Consider the following 19325-nt stretch of genomic DNA (forward strand, 5'->3'; position numbering starts at 1 on the left):
CGTGACCCGGCACAGGTCGATCACCCGACGGCGGGTCAGACGGGCGGAGTCCATGCGGCAGATCGTACGCCGGGCGGGCGGCGTCCGGCAGGGGGCTGCGCCCGGTCCCCGGGGCGGGGGTCCGGACCGCCGCACGGGTGGGATGCCGCACACTGGGGCGGTGACCGGGTTGTGGGTGTGCGTCGGGGTCCTGGTGCTCGCGGGCGGCTTCGGGCTGGCGAGGAAACGGTGGGACGGGAGGGTCAGGGTGCGGAGCAGGGACGCGGCGCAGGTGCTCGCGGCGGAGGAGCTGGGTGCCGAGCTGGGCGAGCGGGCGACGCTGGTGCAGTTCTCCACCGCCTTCTGCCAGCCCTGCCGGGCCACCAAGCGGGTGCTCGGCGAGGTGGCCGGGATGGTGCCCGGCGTGGCGCACGTGGAGGTGGACGCCGAGCTCAACCTGGACCTGGTGCGCCGCCTGGACATCCTCCGCACGCCGACCGTCCTGGTCCTGGACGCGGCCGGCCGGGTGGTCCGCCGCGCCTCCGGCCAGCCCCGCCGGGCGGACGTCATCGCCGCGCTCGGCGAGGCGGTCTGAGACCGGCCGTCAACCGGAGGGCGGCGCCGCCCGATTGACGGTCGGTCCGACCCCCCGTCCGCTCGGGTGGATCTTGTCAAGACCGTTCAATCTCACAGCGGATCAGCCGCCCCGTCAGGGGGTACTCGGCGCCGCCTGGGGCAGGATGGGGCGCAGACGGCAGTGCGGCCGTCCGGGGCCCCTCCGGGCCGTGGGCGGCACGGGGTGCGGAGCGCCCGGCCGGACTGCGGCAGAGCTAAGCTACTGGCCAGTAGTGACGGCTAAGCTACTCGCGAGTATGCTGCCAGCAAGTTCCGGACGGGCACAGGAATCCGCTGCCCGGAGTGGGTGCGTGGCGTGTTCGCATCCACTCGCGCGGCCGCTGCCGCCGGACGAGACCAGTACAGGAGACAGGCCGTGAGCTTGAGGATCGTTGTCTGTGTGAAGTACGTGCCCGACGCGACCGGTGACCGTCGCTTCGCGGACGACACCACCACCGACCGGGACGCCGTCGACGGCCTCCTGTCGGAGCTGGACGAGTACGGCGTGGAGCAGGCGCTCCGCATCGCCGAGGCTCACGGCGACGCCGAGGTGACCGTCCTCACCGTCGGCCCGGACGACGCCAAGGACGCGCTGCGCAAGGCGCTGTCGATGGGCGCCGACAAGGCCGTCCACGTGAACGACGACGACATCCACGGCACCGACGTGATCGGCACCTCGGCGATCGTCGCCAAGGCCCTGGAGAAGACCGGCTACGACCTGGTCGTCTGCGGCATGGCCTCCACCGACGGCACCATGGGCGTCCTGCCGGCCCTGCTCGCCGAGCGCCTGGGCGTCCCGCAGGCCACCCTGCTCTCCGAGGTCTCCCTGGAGGGCACCACGGTCAAGGGCCGCCGCGACGGCGACGCCGCCACCGAGCAGCTCGAGGCCGAGCTGCCGGCCGTGATCTCGGTCACCGACCAGTCCGGCGAGGCCCGTTACCCCTCCTTCAAGGGGATCATGGCCGCCAAGAAGAAGCCGGTCGAGTCGCTGGACCTGGACGACCTGGGCATCGAGGCGGACGAGGTCGGCCTGGCCGGCTCCTGGACCGCCGTCGAGGCCATCGCGGCCCGCCCGGCCCGCACCGCCGGCACCATCGTCAAGGACGAGGGCGAGGGCGGCAAGGCGCTGGCCTCCTACCTGGCCGAGCAGAAGTTCATCTGACCACCCGTTAGTGCCCCACGAACCATCAGGAGCAAGAAATCATGGCTGAGATCCTGGTTCTCGTGGACCACGCCGACGGTGTGGTCCGCAAGCCGGCCCTCGAACTGCTGACCCTGGCCCGCCGCATCGGCGAGCCCTCGGCGGTCGTCCTGGGCGCCGGTGCCGCCGCCGCCGACATCGCCGCCAAGGCGGGCGAGTTCGGTGCGGCCAAGGTGTACGTCGCCGACGCCGACGAGTTCTCCACCCAGCTGGTCGTCCCCAAGGTCGACGCGCTGACCCAGATCGCCAAGGCCTCCGGTGCCGCGGCCGTCCTGGTCACCTCCTCCGGCGAGGGCAAGGAGGTCGCGGCCCGCGTGGCGCTGCGCCTCGAGTCCGGCATCATCACCGACGCGGTGGACCTGGAGGCCGGCGACGGCGGTCCGGTCGCCACCCAGTCGGTCTTCGCGGCCTCCTTCCAGGTCAAGTCGAAGGTCTCCAAGGGCACCCCGGTCATCACCGTGAAGCCGAACTCGACCAGCCCCGAGGCCGCCCCGGCCGCCGGCGCCGTCGAGAACGTCACGGTCGAGTTCACCGGCAAGGCCGCCACCGTCACCGCCCGCACCGCCCGCGTCTCCTCCGGCCGCCCGGAGCTGACCGAGGCCGCGATCGTGGTCTCCGGCGGCCGCGGCGTCGGTGCCGCCGAGGGCTTCGGCGTGGTCGAGGAGCTGGCCGACGCGCTCGGCGCGGCCGTCGGTGCCTCGCGCGCCGCCGTCGACGCCGGCTGGTACCCGCACACCAACCAGGTCGGCCAGACCGGCAAGCAGGTCTCCCCGCAGCTGTACGTCGCGGCGGGCATCTCCGGCGCCATCCAGCACCGGGCCGGCATGCAGACCTCGAAGACCATCGTGGCGATCAACAAGGACCCCGAGGCCCCGATCTTCGAGCTGGTCGACTACGGCGTGGTCGGCGACCTGTTCGCCGTCCTGCCGCAGCTCACCGCCGAGGTGAAGGCCCGCAAGGGCTGAGCCTTCCCCGGGTGACCACGGGCCCCCGTCGGAGCGTCACGCTCCGGCGGGGGCTCCGTCGTCGTCGGCCCGTGGTCGTCGTCGGCCCGTGGGGCGGGCGGGGGTGCGCCGGAGCTCCGTGCCACCGGCGTGTGCTCCCCTGCGCCGAGGAACCACCGTTCGGTGTGCGCTGACGGCTCGTTCCACCGGGCATGACGGGAACGGCACCCCCGCCGCCCGGCCGGTCGACCAGTGGAGGCCACCATGCCCCGCACCCCCCAGGACAACGCGGGCCTGCGCCTGCTGCTGGCGCAGGCCGGCTGGACCGGGGAGGAGTTCGCCCGGGCCGTCAACGCGGTCGGGCGGGAGGCCGGGCTGCGGCTGCACTACCAGCGCGCCTCGGTCAGCCAGTGGCTCAGCGGCACCCGGCCCAGGCCGCCGGTGCCGCTGCTGATCGCCGAGGCCCTCTCCCGGCGGCTGGGGCGGCCGGTGGAGCCGGCCGAGGCGGGGCTCCACGGCGGGCGCGCCGATGGCGGGCTCGCCCGGGACGCGACCGCTGACGGAGCGTCGGGCGCCGCGACGGACGATCCGTACGACCTGGGGCTGCTGCGCGCCGGGGCCGCCGTCTACCGGGCCGCCGACCTGGAGCTGCTGCCGCCCCGGCCCGGGGTGGTCCGCCCCCGGCGGCCCGCGGACGGCGGCGCCGAGCGGCTCGGTGCCCGGCACGTGGCCTGCGTCGAGGAGCTCACCGCGCAGTTCTCGCACAGCGACCACCTGACCGGCTCCGGCACCGTGCTCCGGGCGCTCACCGGCTTCACCACCAGCGTCGCGCTGCCCTGGCTGCGGCTGAGCGGCACCCCCGTCACCCGCCGCTCGCTGCTCGGCAGTTGCGCCCGGCTGGTCACCCTCGGCGGCTTCCTGCACCTCGACCACGGCCGGCACGGGACGGCCCAGCGCTGGTACCGCACGGCGGCCGAACTCGCCGAGGAGAGCGGCGAACCGAAGACCCTCGCCTTGGTGCTGCGGGCCCTCAGCGTGCAGGCGCACCGGCTCGGCCACCACGCCGCCGCACTCCGGCTGGCCGAACGGGCCCTGGCCGTGGCGGGCCGCTCCGACCCGCGCACCCTGGCTTTCCTCCAGGGCCAACTCGCCCTCGCCCGCGCCTCGGTGGGGCGGCGGCAGGAGGCCGTCGGCGCGATCCGGCAGGCCGAACGGGAACTCGACCGCGCCGCCGGCCCACCACCCAGCCTCGGCGGCTACAACCCCGCCGCCCTGGCCCACCAGCGGGCCGAGGTCCGCCAGTGCCTCGGCGACCACGACGGAGCCCTCGCCGACCTGCGGCTCTCCACCCGCCTGCGGCCGCTCCACGAGGCCCGGGCGCAGGCCCTGGTGCTCGCGAGGCTCGGCGAACTCCACCTGGCGGCAGGTGAGTTGGACGCGGCCTGCCTGGCCTGGGAACGCTTCCTCACCCTGCGCGGCGGGCTGCACTCCCGCCGGATCGACGAGGCCCAGGCCGCGATGCGGACGGCCCTGCTGCCGCACCGGTACAGCCCGCACGCCGCGCACCTGCTCGGTTCGCCGTCGGCGTGACGCGGTCGGTGAGGCCGGGGGCGCGGGGAACTGCGCGGGACGGAAGAGGCGGACCCGTGTGCCGGGTACGGAGGGCCACGTGCACGTGAGGGTCCGTACCCGGCACCCGGGTTCCGTCCTCCCGTCCTGCGCAGTTCCCCGCGCCCCCACCGGCATCACCTCGGTACGGCGCACGGCCCGTGACGGCGTGAGCTCCGATGCTCCCGGGGCACACCTCCGTGCGCCCCCGGACGGGGGAGATCCGGGGGCGGTCCGGTTCCGAAGATCACGGGGGTGTGCCGGGCAGGGTGCCCGGCCATCGGACGAAGGAGGAGACGGCACGTGCACCGGTCGACAAGGACGGAGTTCTTCCGCACGGAGGGCGCCCCGACGGACCAGGTCACCGTGGTGACCGCGTTCGACCACCCGGCGCGGGGCACCGTTCACTGCCCGGCCGCTCCGCTGCTGGCCGCCTGGCTGGAAGCGCTCGGCATCCCGCACCGGACCGGCCCGGTCGCGCTCCGCGGCGCGGCCGAACCGGCCGAGCGGCACCAGGGCCGCCCGGGCCTGCTCGCCACCAGCTACCTCGACCCCTCGGGCCGCCCCGTCGGCCTGGCCGCCGCCGCGCCCGCCCGCCTCGCGGGGGCGGCCCGCCGGGCGGTGCTCGGCTACACGGCGGTGCTGAAGACCCGTCGGGTGCTGCTGCCCGCCCCGCCCGCCCCGTGCACGGCCTGGCCGCCCGCAGCCACCCCGAGGCCGCGCCCCGCCGCCCCGCCGGCCTCCCCGCCCGCGCCCCCGCCGGCCGCCGTCGGTCCGCTCGCCGCCGGGCGGGCCGGCGCCTGCTCCGCCGCCGGGCAGGCCCGGCGGACCGCCGACGGACGGCTGGCCGAGGGCGAGACGCTGCTGCTGGTCGGCGCCGGCACCGGCGCGTACGGCACCGGGCTGCCCCGGGCGGTACTGCCCGGCCACCCCGAGGAGTTGACGGTCGGTACGGTGGAGCAGGCCGAGCGGATCGCCCCCGCGGACCCCGCGCGGCTGGCCTTCGTCACCGTGCCCTGCACCCCGCTGCAGGAGGTCCGGGAGATCGTCACGGTGCTGCGCCGCAGGTTCCCGACCCTGCGCGGCCAACACCCCGACCAGTGGTGCTACCGGGCCTCGGACCTGCGGGACGCGGCCGAGTCGGCGGCCCGGCAGAGCGATCTGGTGCTGCTGCTCGGCGCCTTCGGCCCGGTGCTCCCGGACTGGCTCCCGGCCGGCCGCACCGTCCGGCCCGGCGGCCTGGCCGGACTGCGGCCCGAACTGCTCGCCGAGGCCGCCACCCTGACGGTCCTCGAACCCGTCCCGGGCCCGGCGGGCTCGCTGACCACGAGCGGGCTGCTGACGGTGCTCTCCGGCCTGGGCCCGCTCAGCACGGTGGACCGCCGGGCGGCCAGCGAGGTCCGCGGCGGGCCTGCGGCCGGGCTGTGCGGCGGCGTCCAGAACGCGGCGCCGTCAACCGCCCGCTGAGGCCGGACCGGCAGGTCGGCGGGGGTGAGGGGCCGTCAGGGGACGACCGGCGTTCATCCGACGGATGCCCCCGGCGGGTGGCGGCCCGTGGACCTCCCACCGCCGCCCGCCCGACCATGGCGGTACCCGGGCCGGACCCCGGGCCGGCACACGCAGAATGGGTGGCACCCCGATGGAAGAGCTCCGGACCGGCACGACCAAGCCGAGGAACCTCACCTGTGCCCGCTGCAACTCCGCCGTCGAGGCGGAGCACGCGGGGGAGACCGAGGGCCCCGGCGGCCGCCGGCTGCACACCTGGAGGGCCGGGGCCTGCCGGAACCCGCAGTGCTCCGAAGCCGGCCGCTGGGCTTCCGGCGAGACCAGGTGAACCCGGGGGCGCGAGGAACTGCGCGGAGGGGTACGGCAGCACGTGCAACCGGCTGACGGCGGTCCAGTTGCCGGTGAGCCGCCTCCCGACCCGCGCAGTTCCTCGCGCCCCCGAGGTAGCCACGTACGTCCTCGCGCCCCGGGCAGCCATGTACGTCCTTGTGCCCCTGGTGTGACCACGTGCGGCCTTGCACCCTCGGAGAGCCCCGGCACCGGCCGGTAACGTGGCGCCGGTAGAGTCCGGGCCATGGGACTCCTGACGGCACTGGACGGTGCGTACGGCGATGCCGCCGACGCCCTGGTGATCGACGGCCTGCCGCTCTCGCGGGAGCAACTGCTCGGCGCCGCCGCGGCGGTGGCCGACCGGGTGGCCGGGGCGCCCGCGCTGGCGGTGCTGGCCACGCCGAGCGCGCACACGGTGGCCGCCGTGGTGGGCGGGCTGCTGGCCGGGGTGCCGGTGGTGCCGCTGCCGCCGGACTCCGGGCCGAAGGAGCGCGAGCACATCCTGCGGGACTCCGGCGCCGCCCTGCTGGCGCGGGCCGCGGACGCCCCGCCGGTGGACGGGATCGAGGCGCTGCCGGTCGATCTGACGGTCCGTTCGGACTCCACCTACGCGGAGCCGGCCGCGGATCGGCCGGCCTTCGTGCTCTACACCTCCGGTACCACCGGCGCCCCCAAGGGCGCGGTCATCCCGCGCTCCGCCGTCGGGGCGGGGTTGGACGCGCTGGCCGACGCCTGGCAGTGGAGCGCCGAGGACACCCTGGTGCACGGGTTGCCGCTGTTCCACGTGCACGGCCTGGTGCTCGGCGTGCTGGGGGCGTTGCGCACCGGCAGCCGGCTGGTGCACACCGGCCGCCCCACGCCGCAGGCGTACGCCGCGGCGGGCGGCTCGCTCTACTTCGGGGTGCCGACCGTCTGGTCCCGGGTGACGGCCGACGCACCGTCGGCGCGGGCGCTGGCCGGGGCCCGGCTGCTGGTCTCCGGCAGTGCCCCGCTGCCCACGCCGGTCTTCGAGCGGCTGCACGCGCTCACCGGCCACCCGCCGATCGAGCGGTACGGGATGACCGAGTCGCTGATCACCGTCTCCACCCGGGCCGACGGCGAGCGCCGCCCCGGCAGCGTGGGCCTGCCGCTGGAGGGGGTGCGCACCCGCCTGGTCGGCGAGGACGGCGGCCCGGTGCCGCTGGACGGCGAGAGCGTCGGCGAGCTCCAGGTGGCCGGGCCGACGCTGTTCGCCGGGTACCTGAACCGGCCGGACGCGGACGCCGAGGCGTGGACCGCCGACGGCTGGTTCCGTACCGGGGACGTCGCGGTGATCGGGCCGGACGGCTTCCACCGGATCGTCGGCCGGGCCTCGGTGGACCTGATCAAGAGCGGTGGCTACAAGATCGGCGCCGGTGAGGTGGAGGCCGCGCTGCGGGACCACCCGGCGGTGGCCGACGCGGCCGTGGTCGGCGCGCCCGACCCGGACCTCGGGCAGGCGGTGGTCGCCTACGTCGTCGCGGACGGTTCGGTGACGGGCGATCAGCTCACCGCCTTCGTGGCGCAACGGCTCTCCGTGCACAAGCGGCCCCGGCGGGTGGTGCTGGTGCCGGACCTCCCGAGGAACGCGATGGGCAAGGTACTCAAGAAGCGGCTCCCCGAACTGGGCTGAGCAGCGGTCAGGAGGGCGGGGCCGCCCGCCCTGAACAGGACGGGGATCTGGCGCGTGCGGCTGACACATGCCGTACGGCCGGGAAGCGACGGTCGCCCGACCGGGCAGGCATGGGCCGGGTCCGGGCGGGGGACGACCGGGAAGTGGAAGCCGGTGCACGACCGGCGAAGGGCGGGGGAACACGTGATCGTCTGGGTCAACGGGACGTTCGGCGCGGGCAAGACCAGCGCCTGCCGGGAACTGGTCGGCCTGCTGCCGGGCAGCGTGCTCTACGACCCCGAGCTGGTCGGCTACGGCCTGCGGCACATCCTGCCGCCGGACCGGATGGCCACCGTCTCGGACTTCCAGGACCTGGCCGCCTGGCGGCGGCTGGTGCCCGAGGTGGCGGCCGCCCTGCTGGCCGAGGTGCCCGGCCCGCTGGTGGTGCCGATGACGCTGCTGCGCGAGGACTACCGGGACGAGATCTTCGGCGGTCTGGCCGCCCGCGGCCTGGCCGTCCACCACCTGGTGCTGGACGCGGACGAAACGATCCTCCGCGAGCGGATCGCCGCCCGCGAGGAGTGCCCCGAGGACCCGGCGGCCAGCGCCAGGGTGCGCAGCTGGTGCGAGGAACACCTGCCCCAGTACCGCGCCGCCCGCCGCTGGCTCAGCCGGGACGCCCAGCTGGTGGACACCGGCGGCCTGACACCCCGCCAGACCGCCGAACGGCTCGCCGAACTGGTCGAGCAGGGCAGCGCCCGCTGCCCCATCGTGCAGAGCGCCGACGCCACCGGCGACACCGTGGCCGCCGCCGTCCTGCTCTTCGACGACCAGGACCGGGTACTGCTGGTCGACCCGGTCTACAAACCCGACTGGGAGTTCCCCGGCGGCGTGGTCGAGCGCGGCGAGGCCCCCACCGACGCCGCCCTGCGGGAGACCGTCGAGGAGCTCGGCCTGCGGCTGGAGTCCTCCGCGCTGCGGCTGCTCGCCGTCGACTGGGAACCGCGCACCGGCCCGCGCCGCGGCGGCCTGCGCCTGATGTACGACGGCGGCCACCTGGACGCCACCGCCCGGGCCGCGCTGCGGCTGCCCGCCGAGGAACTGCGCGGCTGGCGGTTCGTCACCCTGGACGAGGCCGCCACGCTGCTCCCGCCCAACCGGCTGCGGCGCCTGGCCGCCGCACTCGACGCGCGCGAACGCGGCGAGCTCCGCTACCTGGAGGCCGGGCTGCCGGCCGCCGTGGGAGCGGGCGCATGACCGACGACGAACGGAACGGAACCATGGACGACGGCTGGAAGAAGGACCGGATCGGCGCGGCCCTGCGCGGCGAGAACCCCACCGTGCTGCGCCGCCTCCCCGGCGGCTTCGCCGTGATCGGCGACATCCAGTTCCTCCCCGGCTACACCGTCCTGCTCGGCGACGACCCCGCCGCCGGGCGCCTCTCCGACCTGACCCGCCCTCAGCGCACCGCCTTCCTGGACTCCATGGCCCTGCTCGGCGAGGCCGTCGAACGCGCCTGCACCCGCCTCGACCCCGCCTTCCGCCGCGTCAACCTGGAGATCCTCGGCAACACCGACCCCTTCCTCCACGCCCACGTCTGGCCCCGCTACGACTGGGAGCCCGCCGACAAGGTCGGCCACCCCGTCTGGCTCTACCCCCGCGAGCACTGGACCGCCCCGGACCACGCCCTCGGCCCGCACCACGACACGCTGCGCGCGGCGATCACCGAGGAACTGGACCACCTCGGGGGCGCACGGTGAACGACGGCCGCACCGTCGAGTTCGTGCCCCGGAACGAGCGGATCGGGCTGGGCCTGCTCGCCATCCTGCTGCTGGCCTTCGGACTGCCCCAACTGCCGGAACTGGTCCGGGCCTGGGGAACCCCCGAGGACCAGCTGATCCACTTCCCGCAGTGGATGTTCTGGCTGGTGTTCGGGGGCCCCGCGGCGGTGGGCCTGGCGCTGCTCTGCCGGGTCGGCCTGCTCGGCCTCCGTGCCGACGCGCACGGACTGGTCAACCGGTCCCTGGTCGAGACCCGGACGACGCCGTGGTGCGAGGTGGCCACCATCGGATACCGCCCGCACCACATCTGGGGACCGGCCGGAGCCGCCGGCCTGGTCCTGACGGACCGGCAGGGCCGGGACACCCACCTCGCCGCCACCGCCCCGTCCCCGCGGGACGAGGCCGCGCAGGCGGCCCGGCTTTCGCGACTCCACGCGCTGTACACCGGCCACCTGACGGCATGTCCGACCTGCGGCTCCTAGCATCTGAGGCATGCCGTTCACCTTCAGCCACCCCGCCGCCGTGCTGCCGCTACTCGGGCGCGGGCGGTGGGTGGCCGCCGGGCTGGTGGCCGGGGCGATGGCGCCGGACGTGCCGTTCTTCGCCGAGTCGGTGGTGCGGGGGAGTTACCGGTACGGCGGGCTGACGCACCGTTGGTGGGCCGTGCCGACGGTGGACGTGGCGATCGCGGGGGTGGCGGCGGCCTGGTGGTACGGGGTGGTGCGGCCGGAGCGGCGGGAGGTGCCGCGGTTGGGGTGGTTCGCGCTCTCGGCAGCGGTCGGGGCGGGCAGTCACGTGCTGTGGGACTCGTTCACCCATCAGGGCCGGTGCGGGGTCCGGGCGTTGCCGGTGCTGAACACCCGGGTGGCTGGTGTGCCCCTCTACACCGCGCTCCAGTACGGCACTTCGCTGCTCGGCCTGGCCGCCCTGGCCCCGCACCGGGCGGCGGTGGGGCGGGTGACCCCGGCGGCTGCGGCGGTGCTGACGGCTGCTGCCGCAGCGGGCGCCCTGCACCGCCTCGCCCGCCGCGAGCGCGGCCGGATCGACGAACTCTGCTTCGGCGCCGGCACCGGCGCCGCCCTCGGGGCGACCGCGTGCGGCCTCGCCCGGCGGGCCGCCGGGCGGTAACCGGGGCGTCAACTCCCGTTTCCTGTACGGAGACTGGCGGAGCACCGGGGGAGGACCTAGCCTCGCGGCATGGGGGAGCGGTCGGTGGTGCGCCGGCTCGGCGCTGAAGGGCTGTTCGCGCTGGTGCTGCTGGTACCGGGGGCAGCGGCGGTGGCGCTCGGGGTGTGGATCACGGGTGACTACGACCAGTCGTGGTACCCGCTGGTCGTGGCGCTCTTCGCGGGTCTGCCGTTCTCCTGGGAGGGCGGGCAGCGGCGCCCGGCGGGCGTGCTCGCTGGGCTCACCGGGGCGGCCGTCTTCGTCGCGGTCCTGCAGGGGGTGCAGGCCTTTCGGCTCGGGAGCGGCCCGTACGAACTGGTCGGGACGGTCCTGGGGGTGTGGCTGTCCCTGATCGTCGTGCAGTGGGTGTTCCGTGCACTGACCACCGAGGAGGAGGGGCCCGGCCGTTGGTTCGGCTTCGCTGCGCTCGGCCGGCGCCGGGCGGGGTGGGCGTTCGGCGGGCTCGCGCTCGCGGTGGTCTCGGCGGTGGCGGCGGTGAACTGGTGGAGCGTCAGGTACGACGCCCGGATCGACGAGGTCTACCGGCAGCGCCTGGTGATCATCGACTCGCACTGGCAGGGCGCCGAGGCCCGTTGGCTGCTCGGTGTCGAGGACGCCCGGGCCGAGAACCGGCGGATCTGCGAGGCGGTGCTGGCCGAGTGGTCGTTCGACGGCGCCCTGGACCCGGAGGTCTTCCTGCGCAAGTGCGCGACCGGCGAGGACACCCCGTACCCGCCCTACCCGGACGAGGAGTGAGACCGGCGTCCGGGCAGGGCGGGAGGGAGCGTCAGAGGGCCTTGGCCGCCGCGTAGTTGCGGAGGAAGAGGGCCTCGGTGAGGGACATCTTCTCCAGCTCCTGCGGGTCGACGCTCTCGTTGACGGCGTGGATCTGGGTGGTGGGGTCCTCGACGCCGATCAGGATGATCTCGGCCTCGGGGTAGAGGGTGCGCAGGGTGTTGCAGAGGGGGATGGAGCCGCCCTCGCCGGAGGCGACCATGGGGGTGCCGAAGGACTCCTGCATGGCCTCGGCCATCGCGGCGTAGGCGGGGCCGGTGGTGTTGGCGCTGAACGGCGAGCCGCTGCCGAGGCGCTCGACCACGGCGTGGGCGCCGAGCGGGACGGCCGCCTCCAGGTGGGCCACCAGGGCGTCCTGGGCGGCCTTCACCTCGGTGCCCGGCGGGACGCGCAGGCTGACCCGGGCCTTGGCGGCGGACTGGACGGAGGAGGCGCCGCCGACCACCGGCGGGCAGTCGATGCCGAGGACGGTGACGGCCGGGCGGGCCCAGAGGCGGTCGGCCACGGTGCCGGTGCCGGTCAGGGCGACGCCGTCCAGCACCTTGGCGTCGGCGCGGAACTGCTCCTCGGAGTACTCGACGCCCTGCCAGGTCTGATCGGTGGTCAGGCCGGCCACCGCGCAGTCGCCGTTCTCGTCGTGGAGCGAGGCGAGCACCTTGACCAGGGACTGGAGCGCGTCGGGGGCGGCGCCGCCGAAGGCGCCGGAGTGCAGGTTCCCGGCGAGGGTGGTGATGCTGATGGAGGCCTCGGCGATGCCGCGCAGGGAGGCGGTGACGGTGGGCAGGCCGGGGGCGAAGTTGCCGGTGTCGCCGATCACGATCACGTCGGCGGTGAGCAGCTCGGGGTGGGCCTCGGCGTAGCGCTCCAGGCCGCCGGTGCCCTGCTCCTCGGAGCCCTCGACGATCACCTTGAGGCCGACGGGGTAGCCGCCGTCCACCTGGCGCAACGCGCGCAGGGCGGTGAGGTGCATCAGGATGTTGCCCTTGCAGTCGGCCGCGCCGCGCCCGTACCAGCGGCCGTCGCGCTCGGTCAGCTCGAAGGCGGGGGAGTGCCAGCCGGACTCGTCCAGCGGGGGCTGCACGTCGTAGTGCGAGTAGAGCAGCACGGTCGGGGCACCGGCCGGGCCGGGGAGCTCGGCGTAGACGGACTGGGTGCCGTCGGGGGTGTCCAGCAGCCGAACGCCCGTCAGGCCCTCGGCGGCGAAGGCGTCGGCGACCCACCGGGCGGCCTTGTGGCACTCCTCGACGGGGAACTGCCGGGGGTCGGCGACGGAGGCGAAGGCGACCAGGTCGGTGAGGTCGGCCTTGGCCCGCGGCATCAGCTCGCGGACGGCTGCCGCCAGGGGCTGCTGGGTCATCGGGAGTGCTCCGGGTGTGTGGAGGGAACCGGTGGGAAACCAGGTGTTCGGGTGGTTTCGATCATAGGCCGCCACTCCCGGAGGGCTGGTTCCGCCGCAGTTCGGGCGCACTAGGATTGCTGCCTGTGACTGACACCGGTAGCACCCTCGGCCAGGACCTTCCCGACCAGCCCGCCGTGCCCGGGCCCGATCCTGACGCCGCGTCGGACGCACCCGCGTCGGACGCCGCCGCGCAGGAGCCGGACCCGCTGGGCGGGGTGTGGGACGTGGTGGTGGTCGGCGCGGGCCCGGCCGGTTCCTCGGCCGCGTACGCGGCGGCCGGGCAGGGGCGCCGGGTACTGCTGCTCGACAAGGCCGAGCACCCCCGGTACAAGACCTGCGGCGGCGGCATCATCGGCCCGTCCCGGGACAGCCTGCCGGAGGACTTCAAGCTCCCGCTGCAGGACCGGGTGCACGCGGTCACCTTCGCGCTCGGCGGCCGCTTCACCCGTACCCGCCGTTCCAAGCGGATGCTCTTCGGCCTGGTGAACCGGGACGAGTTCGACCTGCGCCTGGTGCAGTCCGCCGAGCAGGCCGGGGCGGTGCTGGTCACCGGCGTCACGGTCAGCGGGGTCGAGCAGCCGGAGGGCGCGGGCGACGGACGGACCGTCACCGTCACCACGGCGGACGGCCGTCGGATCGAGGCCCGCGCGGTGGTCGGCGCCGACGGCAGCGCCAGCCGGATCGGCCGCCACGTCGGGGTCTCCTTCGACCAGATCGACCTCGGCCTGGAGGCGGAGATCCCCGTCCCCGAGGAGGTCTCCCGGGCCTGGCAGGGCCGCATCCACCTGGACTGGGGCCCGCTGCCCGGCAGTTACGGCTGGGTCTTCCCCAAGACCGACTCCGGCTCGCTCACCGTCGGTGTCATCTCGGCCCGCGGCGACGGCGAGGCGACCAAGAAGTACCTGGCGGACTACATCCGGCAGTTGGGCCTGAACGGCTTCACCCCGAGCGTGGAGTCCGGCCACCTGACCCGCTGCCGGGCCGAGGACTCGCCGCTCTCCAAGGGCCGGGTGCTGGTGGCCGGCGACGCCGCCGGGCTGCTGGAGCCGTGGACCCGCGAGGGCATCTCGTACGCGCTGCGCTCGGGCCGGCTGGCCGGCGAGTGGGCGGTCAAGGTGGCCGAGGCACAGGGCACCACGGACGTCCGGCGGCAGGCGCTCAACTACGCCTTCGCCGTCAAGGCCGGGCTGGGCGTGGAGATGCGGGCCGGCAAGGTGATGCTCGGCGCCTTCGAGAAGCGCCCGCACCTCTTCCACGCCGCCGTCTGCCTGGTCGGCCCGGCCTGGCGGGCCTTCGCCCGCACCACGCAGGGGCACACCACCTTCGCGCAGATCATGCGGGACTACCGGGCGGCCCGCCGCCTGGCCGCGATCGCCGCGCGCTGAGGCACAGGCGGGTGCGCCCCGCAGGGGCGCGGGGCTCTGCTGATCTGCGGCTCCGCCGCGGGGCGCGCTGGGGAACGGCAGCACGTGCAACTGGCTGACGGTGGGTCGGTTGCAGGTGGGCCGCCTTCCGATTCGCGCCCGCGCGGCGGAGCCGCATGTCAGCAGAGCCTCGCGCCCCCGGTGTGACCACTCACGCGAGGAGTTCGTCGGCCAGGGCGCTGCGGGCGTACAGGACCAGGCGGCCGCTGCGGGTGCGGGTGACCAGGCGGGTGGCGTGCAGGACGGCGAGGTGCTGGCTGACCGCGCCCGGGGTGACGCCGAGGCGGGCGGCCAGTTCGGTGGTGGAGGCCGGTTCGGCGAGGAGGGCGAGGAGGCGGGCCTTGGGGGCGCCGAGCAGGAGTTCCAGGGCGGCCGGGGCCGGAGGGGTCCGCGGGGTGGGGGACATCGCGCCCTGGCCGCGGGCCGGGTAGACGATCGACGGCGGGTAGTCGTGGCTGATCGAGGTGATCGCGCCGCGGGCGAAGCAGGTCGGGGTGAAGACCAGCCCGCGCGCGGCCACCGTGATGTCGGTGTCCTCCTCGCCCCAGTCCCGACGGATCGTCAGGACCCCGTCAGCCCACTCCAGCCGCCGGTCCAGGTCGGCGAAGAGCGCCGCCGCGCCGCGTTCGGCGAAGATCCGGGAGCGGTGCACCAGGTCCGCCTGGAGCACCGGCCGGGCCCGGGGCCACCAGAGCGGGGTCAGGCAGCGCTCCCAGTACTCCTCCAGCGCGTCCGCGATCCGGGCCAGCAGTTCCGCCGGGTCGCGCTCCAGTCCCTCGGCCAGCAGCGGTGGCAGCCGCCGGTCGTGCGGCAGGTGGGCGGCGCCCAGTTCCGCCGCCAGCCGCTCCGGCGGCAGCGCCCGGACCACCGCCAGCTCGGCGTGGAAGTCGGGCTGGGGGGTGGTCGGACGGGGCGTCAGGAAGTCCGGCACGTACCGGTTGCGGCCCACCAGGGAGAGCAGCAGCGGTGCCCCCGGCAGCCGCTCGAAGGCCGGGCGGAGCACCTCCGCCCAGGGGGCCTGCATCGGGTAGCGGCCGGGGTGGGTCCACATCCGCAGGCCGAGCGCGGTCTCCTGGAGCGGGGAGAGGGCGAAGGAGGCGTTGGCCAGCGCCTCGGTGCTGAGCCGGAACCGGTGCATTTCCCCCACCAACGGGCCGACGAATCAGCCATACCCTAAATCAGTTACGCGCCCCGCCCGCAGGCGGTGGGATCGGTGCATGACCTCCACCACCCTTGAGCCCTTGTCCTCCCCTGCCCGGAAACGGCCGCGCGACCGCCTGCTCCACCCGGACCCGCTGGTCCGCCGGCTCGCCGGGATCACCCTGGTCAACTGCCTCGGCAACGGTCTGGCCACGACCGTGGCGGTCCTCTACTTCACCCGGGTGCTCGGCTTCGGCCCGGCCCGGGTCGGCCTCGCGCTCACCCTGGCCGGGGTCTGCGGGGTGCTGGCCGGCGTCCCGGCGGGGCGGGCCGCCGACCGGTGGGGCTCCAGGCCGGTGCTGATCGGCCTGGTCGCGGTGGAGGCGGTCGGCACGGCGGGCTACGCGGTGGTCCGCGACTACGTGCTCTTCCTGCCGCTGGCCTGCGTGGTGGCCGCCGCCGACCGGGGCTCGGCCGCCGTCCGCAGCGCGCTCTACGCCGAGGTGCTGCAGCCCGACCGGCGGGTGGTCGACCGGGCCTACCTGCGGGTGGTCACCAACGTCGGGTACGGCCTCGGCATCGCCGCCGCCGCGCTGGTGCTGCACGCCGACACCCCGGGCGCGTACGTGGCCGCGATCGTGGTGGACGCCGTGAGCTTCGCGGTGGTCGCGGTGCTCTACGCGCTGGTCGTCCCGGCGGTGGAGCGCCCGGCCGGGACCGCCCCGGTGCAGGCGGGCCCCGGGGGACGCGGCCCCGCGCTGCGGGACCGGACCTACCTGGCCGTCACCCTGCTCAACGCGGTGGTCTGCCTGCAGTTCCCGCTGCTGGGGGTGGGCGTGCCGCTCTGGATCGTCGACCACACCGAGGCGCCCCGGGTGCTGGTGGCCGGCTCACTGGTCGTCAACACCCTGATGGTGGTGCTGCTCCAGGTACGGGCCGCCCGGGGCACCGGGACCGTCGCGGGGGCGGGCCGGGTCTTCCGGTACGGGGGCCTGATGGTCGCCCTCGGCTGGGTGGTGCTCGGCCTGACCCACGGGCTGCCCGGCTGGGCCGCCGCCCTGCTGCTGGTCGGCGCGGTGCTGCTCCAGGGGCTGGGCGAGGTGACCACCCAGGCCGCCGCGTGGGCGCTCAGCTACGAGCTCGCGGAGGAGGGGCGGCACGGCGTCTACCAGGGCGTCTTCAACTCCGGCCAGGCGGCGGCGCTGATGCTCGGGCCGGTGCTGGTCACCACGGTGGTGCTGCCGCTCGGGCTGCTGGGCTGGCTGCTGGCCGCGGCCGTCTTCGGGGCGGCGGCGCTGGCCATGCCGGTGGTGGTGCGGCGGGCCGCGGGCGGCGGCCCCGGGGTGACGGCGTGACGGTGTGACGGGGGCCACGGTGACGTGATCGCCGTGGTGCTCTGGCCGGGGGTGGGGTGGGCGTGTCAGAGTCCTGTCACCGGGCCGGGCCCACCGGCCCGCGTCCCCGGTCCACCGTCCGAAACACCCTCAGTCGGAAAGCAGGACAGCCGCGATGACCCGCGAGGTACCGTTCGTCCGCGTCACCACCGCCGATGCCGTCACCACCCTGGAGCTGGACTCCCCGCACAACCGCAACGCCCTCTCCACCCGGCTGATGGCGGAACTGACGCAGGGTCTGGCCGACGCCGCGGCCGACCCCGGCGTGCGGGCGGTGGTGCTCGGCCACACCGGCAAGGTGTTCTGCGCCGGGGCCGACCTCTCGGAGGCCACCGGCGACGACCCGACGGTCGGGCCGCGCGGCCTGGTCGACCTCCAGCGGGCCATCGTGGACTGCCCCAAGCCCGTGGTCGCGGCCGTCGACGGCCACGTCCGGGCGGGAGGCCTCGGCCTCCTCGGCGCGGCCGACCTGGTGGTGGCCGGCCCGCAGTCCACCTTCGCCTTCACCGAGGTCCGCCTCGGGCTGGCCCCCGCCGTCATCTCGCTGCCGCTGCGGCCGAAGCTCGACCCGCGGGCCGCTTCGCGCTACTACCTGACCGGCGAGACCTTCGACGCGGCGGAGGCGGCCCGGATCGGGCTGGTCACCGAGGCGGCGGAGGACGTCGCGGCGGCGCTCAAGGTCTTCCTCGACGCCTTCCGCCTCTGCTCGCCGCAGGGGCTGGCCGAGACCAAGAAGCTCGCCAACGCGGGGGTGGTGGCGTCGTTCGAGCAGGACGCGGAGGAGCGCGTCACGCAGTCGGCCCGGCTCTTCGGCTCCCCGGAGGCCCAGGAGGGCATGCGCGCCTTCCTGGAGCGCCGCCCGGCCCCCTGGGTGCAGTGAGGTGATCCCCCGGGGGCGCGGGGAACGGCAGCACGGGCAACCGGCTGACGGAGGCTCAGGTGCGGGTGGGCCGCCTTCCGGTCCGAGCCCCGCAGGTGACCACCTGCGCGTCGGGGTCAGCGGTGGTGGCGGAGGAGGAGCCAGGGGAGCAGCAGCCAGGTCAGGGCGAACCAGGCCATCACCCCGCCGGCGATGCCCCAGGCGAGGCCGCCGCCGATCACCACGTGCAGCAGCAGGAGCAGCGAGGCGCCGACGGTCAGGGCCAGCAGCACCACGCCGAGGACGACCAGGCGGGCGGTGGCCCGCACCAGTTCGGGCTTGAGCCGGCGACCGGCCAGCCGCCGGTGGTAGGCCACCGGGGCGATCAGTGTCCCGGTGGCCAGGGCGCCGAGCACCACGGTGACGACGTAGAGGCCGCGGTCGAACGGGCTCACGGTGCCGAACCGGGGCATGAAGGCCACGCTCAGCAGGAAGCCGAACAGGATCTGGGCCCCGGTCTGGGCCACCCGGACCTCCTGGAGCAGGTCGTTCCACTGGCGGTCGGCCCGTTCGAAGGAGGTCTCCCGGCGCTCCCTGCCCTCGGCCGGGTTCACGGTGCCTCGGCGGCCGGATCGTCCAGCCGCTCGCGCAGGCCGCCGAGGGTCGCGGTGAGCAGCCGGGAGACGTGCATCTGGGAGACGCCGATCCGTTCGGCGATCTGGGCCTGGGTGCAGTCCTCCCAGAACCGCATCCGCAGGATCGCCCGCTGACGGTCGGTCAGGCCCTCGAGCAGCGGTCGGACGGCCTCCCGCCGGTCGACCAGCCCGAGCTCCGGGTCCGGCTCGCCGAGCCGGTCCAGCAGCGCGCTGCCGGACTCGTCGTCGCGGTCGTCGCGCAGCGCGTCCAGCGAGTCGGCCCGGTAGGCCCGGCCGACGGCGAGTGCCGCGGCGACCGGCCCGGGGGCCATCCCGAGCTCCTCGGCGATCTCCCCGGCGGAGGGCAGGTGCCCGAGGGCCTGCTCCAGCACGTCGCAGCAGCGGGCCACCCGCAGGTAGTCCTCCTGGAGGCCGCGCGGCACCCGCACCGCCCAGGAGGTGTCCCGGAAGAAGCGCTTGACCTCGCCGACGATGGTGGGGATGGCGTACGTGACGAACTCGGTCCCGCGCTCGCGGTCGTAGCCGTCCACCGCCTTGATCAGGCCGACGGTGCCCACCTGGAGGATGTCGTCCAGCTCGGCCGCGCGGTGGCGGAAGCCGGCCGCGACGTACCGGACCAGGGGCATGTTCAGCTCGATGACGGTGCCGCGGACGTAGCTGTAGTGCTCGGACTCCCGGGGCAGCTCGGCCAGCCGGGCGAACAGCGCGTCGCTGAGCCGGCGGGCCTCGGTCCTGCCCATCGCGCGCAGCTCGGCGGGGCCGGGGCGGCGGAGGTCGTCGACCGGGGGCGCGGCGGGGGTGGCGGGTACGGCGGGCGCTCGGCGTGTGCGGATGCGGATGGTGACGGAGGAGGACACGAGGTCATCTCCCTGGGTCTTCCCCAGCCCGGGCGGCGGG

The 19325-nt window shown here is 75.4% G+C and carries 19 protein-coding genes; 15 read left to right on the forward strand and 4 right to left on the reverse strand.

Annotated features, from left to right (window positions below):
• The first annotated feature begins 160 nt into the window (after window positions 1–160).
• The 12 genes from ACIA8O_RS35305 to ACIA8O_RS35360 all read left to right on the forward strand — a co-directional run bounded on the left by ACIA8O_RS35305 (window position 161) and on the right by ACIA8O_RS35360 (window position 11517).
• Window positions 161–574 (forward strand): thioredoxin family protein, encoded by a 414-nt coding sequence (locus tag ACIA8O_RS35305; RefSeq protein WP_396298126.1) that lies wholly within the window; start codon window positions 161–163, stop codon window positions 572–574.
• Window positions 575–970: 396 nt separating this feature from the next.
• Entirely contained in the window at window positions 971–1756 is a 786-nt protein-coding gene (locus ACIA8O_RS35310) for an electron transfer flavoprotein subunit beta/FixA family protein (RefSeq protein WP_396298127.1), read from the forward strand.
• 41 nt (window positions 1757–1797) lie between these two features.
• Window positions 1798–2760 carry an electron transfer flavoprotein subunit alpha/FixB family protein gene (locus tag ACIA8O_RS35315; protein ID WP_396298128.1) on the forward strand — a complete coding sequence of 321 codons (963 nt, stop codon included), beginning with the start codon at window positions 1798–1800 and terminating at the stop codon, window positions 2758–2760.
• A gap of 243 nt (window positions 2761–3003) precedes the next feature.
• Window positions 3004–4329: a hypothetical protein gene (locus ACIA8O_RS35320; RefSeq protein WP_396298129.1), complete on the forward strand. Its 1326-nt coding sequence runs from the start codon at window positions 3004–3006 to the stop codon at window positions 4327–4329.
• Between the two features lie 321 nt (window positions 4330–4650).
• Complete coding sequence (locus tag ACIA8O_RS35325) at window positions 4651–5814, forward strand: hypothetical protein (RefSeq protein WP_396298130.1); 1164 nt, start codon at window positions 4651–4653, stop codon at window positions 5812–5814.
• Window positions 5815–5986: 172 nt separating this feature from the next.
• Complete coding sequence (locus ACIA8O_RS35330; RefSeq protein WP_396298131.1) at window positions 5987–6181, forward strand: hypothetical protein; 195 nt, start codon at window positions 5987–5989, stop codon at window positions 6179–6181.
• A 246-nt stretch (window positions 6182–6427) separates the two neighbouring features.
• Window positions 6428–7834, forward strand: a complete 1407-nt coding sequence (locus ACIA8O_RS35335; protein ID WP_396298132.1) for an acyl-CoA synthetase — start codon at window positions 6428–6430, stop codon at window positions 7832–7834.
• A 183-nt stretch (window positions 7835–8017) separates the two neighbouring features.
• The gene (locus ACIA8O_RS35340; RefSeq protein ID WP_396298133.1) at window positions 8018–9070 is read left to right on the forward strand and encodes an NUDIX domain-containing protein; all 1053 of its coding nucleotides are present in this window, start codon (window positions 8018–8020) and stop codon (window positions 9068–9070) included.
• Between the two features lie 23 nt (window positions 9071–9093).
• Window positions 9094–9573 (forward strand): diadenosine tetraphosphate hydrolase, encoded by a 480-nt coding sequence (locus ACIA8O_RS35345; RefSeq protein WP_396298263.1) that lies wholly within the window; start codon window positions 9094–9096, stop codon window positions 9571–9573.
• Window positions 9570–10076, forward strand: coding sequence for a hypothetical protein (locus tag ACIA8O_RS35350; RefSeq protein WP_396298134.1), 507 nt, complete (start codon window positions 9570–9572; stop codon window positions 10074–10076). Before ACIA8O_RS35345 ends, ACIA8O_RS35350 begins: the two co-directional genes overlap by 4 nt.
• A 10-nt stretch (window positions 10077–10086) precedes the next feature.
• The gene (locus tag ACIA8O_RS35355; protein ID WP_396298135.1) at window positions 10087–10722 is read left to right on the forward strand and encodes a DUF4184 family protein; all 636 of its coding nucleotides are present in this window, start codon (window positions 10087–10089) and stop codon (window positions 10720–10722) included.
• Window positions 10723–10791: 69 nt separating this feature from the next.
• Entirely contained in the window at window positions 10792–11517 is a 726-nt protein-coding gene (locus ACIA8O_RS35360; RefSeq protein WP_396298136.1) for a hypothetical protein, read from the forward strand.
• 31 nt (window positions 11518–11548) lie between these two features.
• Here ACIA8O_RS35360 and ACIA8O_RS35365 read toward each other — a convergent pair whose 3' ends face one another.
• Window positions 11549–12913, reverse strand: a complete 1365-nt coding sequence (locus ACIA8O_RS35365; protein ID WP_396298137.1) for a dipeptidase — start codon at window positions 12911–12913, stop codon at window positions 11549–11551.
• A gap of 125 nt (window positions 12914–13038) precedes the next feature.
• On the opposite strand from ACIA8O_RS35365, the gene ACIA8O_RS35370 reads away from it, so the two are divergent.
• Entirely contained in the window at window positions 13039–14340 is a 1302-nt protein-coding gene (locus tag ACIA8O_RS35370) for a geranylgeranyl reductase family protein (RefSeq protein WP_396298138.1), read from the forward strand.
• A gap of 190 nt (window positions 14341–14530) precedes the next feature.
• Here the strand turns inward: ACIA8O_RS35370 and ACIA8O_RS35375 are convergent, their stop codons facing one another.
• Window positions 14531–15517 carry a MarR family transcriptional regulator gene (locus ACIA8O_RS35375; RefSeq protein ID WP_396298139.1) on the reverse strand — a complete coding sequence of 329 codons (987 nt, stop codon included), beginning with the start codon at window positions 15515–15517 and terminating at the stop codon, window positions 14531–14533.
• A 103-nt stretch (window positions 15518–15620) separates the two neighbouring features.
• Between ACIA8O_RS35375 and ACIA8O_RS35380 the strand changes: the two genes are divergently transcribed.
• The gene (locus tag ACIA8O_RS35380; RefSeq protein WP_396298140.1) at window positions 15621–16874 is read left to right on the forward strand and encodes an MFS transporter; all 1254 of its coding nucleotides are present in this window, start codon (window positions 15621–15623) and stop codon (window positions 16872–16874) included.
• A gap of 154 nt (window positions 16875–17028) precedes the next feature.
• On the forward strand, window positions 17029–17793 hold the full coding sequence (locus ACIA8O_RS35385; protein WP_396298141.1) for an enoyl-CoA hydratase family protein: 765 nt from the start codon (window positions 17029–17031) through the stop codon (window positions 17791–17793).
• Between the two features lie 116 nt (window positions 17794–17909).
• Here ACIA8O_RS35385 and ACIA8O_RS35390 read toward each other — a convergent pair whose 3' ends face one another.
• Window positions 17910–18386: a DUF6328 family protein gene (locus ACIA8O_RS35390; protein ID WP_396298142.1), complete on the reverse strand. Its 477-nt coding sequence runs from the start codon at window positions 18384–18386 to the stop codon at window positions 17910–17912.
• A complete protein-coding gene (locus ACIA8O_RS35395) occupies window positions 18383–19285 on the reverse strand; it encodes a SigB/SigF/SigG family RNA polymerase sigma factor (protein ID WP_396298143.1) in 903 nt (300 codons plus the stop codon). Before ACIA8O_RS35395 ends, ACIA8O_RS35390 begins: the two co-directional genes overlap by 4 nt.
• Between the last annotated feature and the right edge of the window lie 40 nt (window positions 19286–19325).

The organism is Kitasatospora sp. NPDC051853 (assembly GCF_044452665.1).
Lineage (GTDB): Bacteria > Actinomycetota > Actinomycetes > Streptomycetales > Streptomycetaceae > Kitasatospora.

Coding starts and splice junctions, on each gene's coding strand:
- ACIA8O_RS35315 (WP_396298128.1), top strand. CDS start 1,798: ATGGCTGAGATCCTGGTTCTCGTGGACCACGCCGACGGTGTGGTCCGC.
- ACIA8O_RS35320 (WP_396298129.1), top strand. CDS start 3,004: ATGCCCCGCACCCCCCAGGACAACGCGGGCCTGCGCCTGCTGCTGGCG.
- ACIA8O_RS35330 (WP_396298131.1), top strand. CDS start 5,987: ATGGAAGAGCTCCGGACCGGCACGACCAAGCCGAGGAACCTCACCTGT.
- ACIA8O_RS35335 (WP_396298132.1), top strand. CDS start 6,428: ATGGGACTCCTGACGGCACTGGACGGTGCGTACGGCGATGCCGCCGAC.
- ACIA8O_RS35345 (WP_396298263.1), top strand. CDS start 9,094: ATGGACGACGGCTGGAAGAAGGACCGGATCGGCGCGGCCCTGCGCGGC.
- ACIA8O_RS35355 (WP_396298135.1), top strand. CDS start 10,087: ATGCCGTTCACCTTCAGCCACCCCGCCGCCGTGCTGCCGCTACTCGGG.
- ACIA8O_RS35360 (WP_396298136.1), top strand. CDS start 10,792: ATGGGGGAGCGGTCGGTGGTGCGCCGGCTCGGCGCTGAAGGGCTGTTC.
- ACIA8O_RS35365 (WP_396298137.1), bottom strand. CDS start 12,913: ATGACCCAGCAGCCCCTGGCGGCAGCCGTCCGCGAGCTGATGCCGCGG.
- ACIA8O_RS35375 (WP_396298139.1), bottom strand. CDS start 15,517: ATGCACCGGTTCCGGCTCAGCACCGAGGCGCTGGCCAACGCCTCCTTC.
- ACIA8O_RS35385 (WP_396298141.1), top strand. CDS start 17,029: ATGACCCGCGAGGTACCGTTCGTCCGCGTCACCACCGCCGATGCCGTC.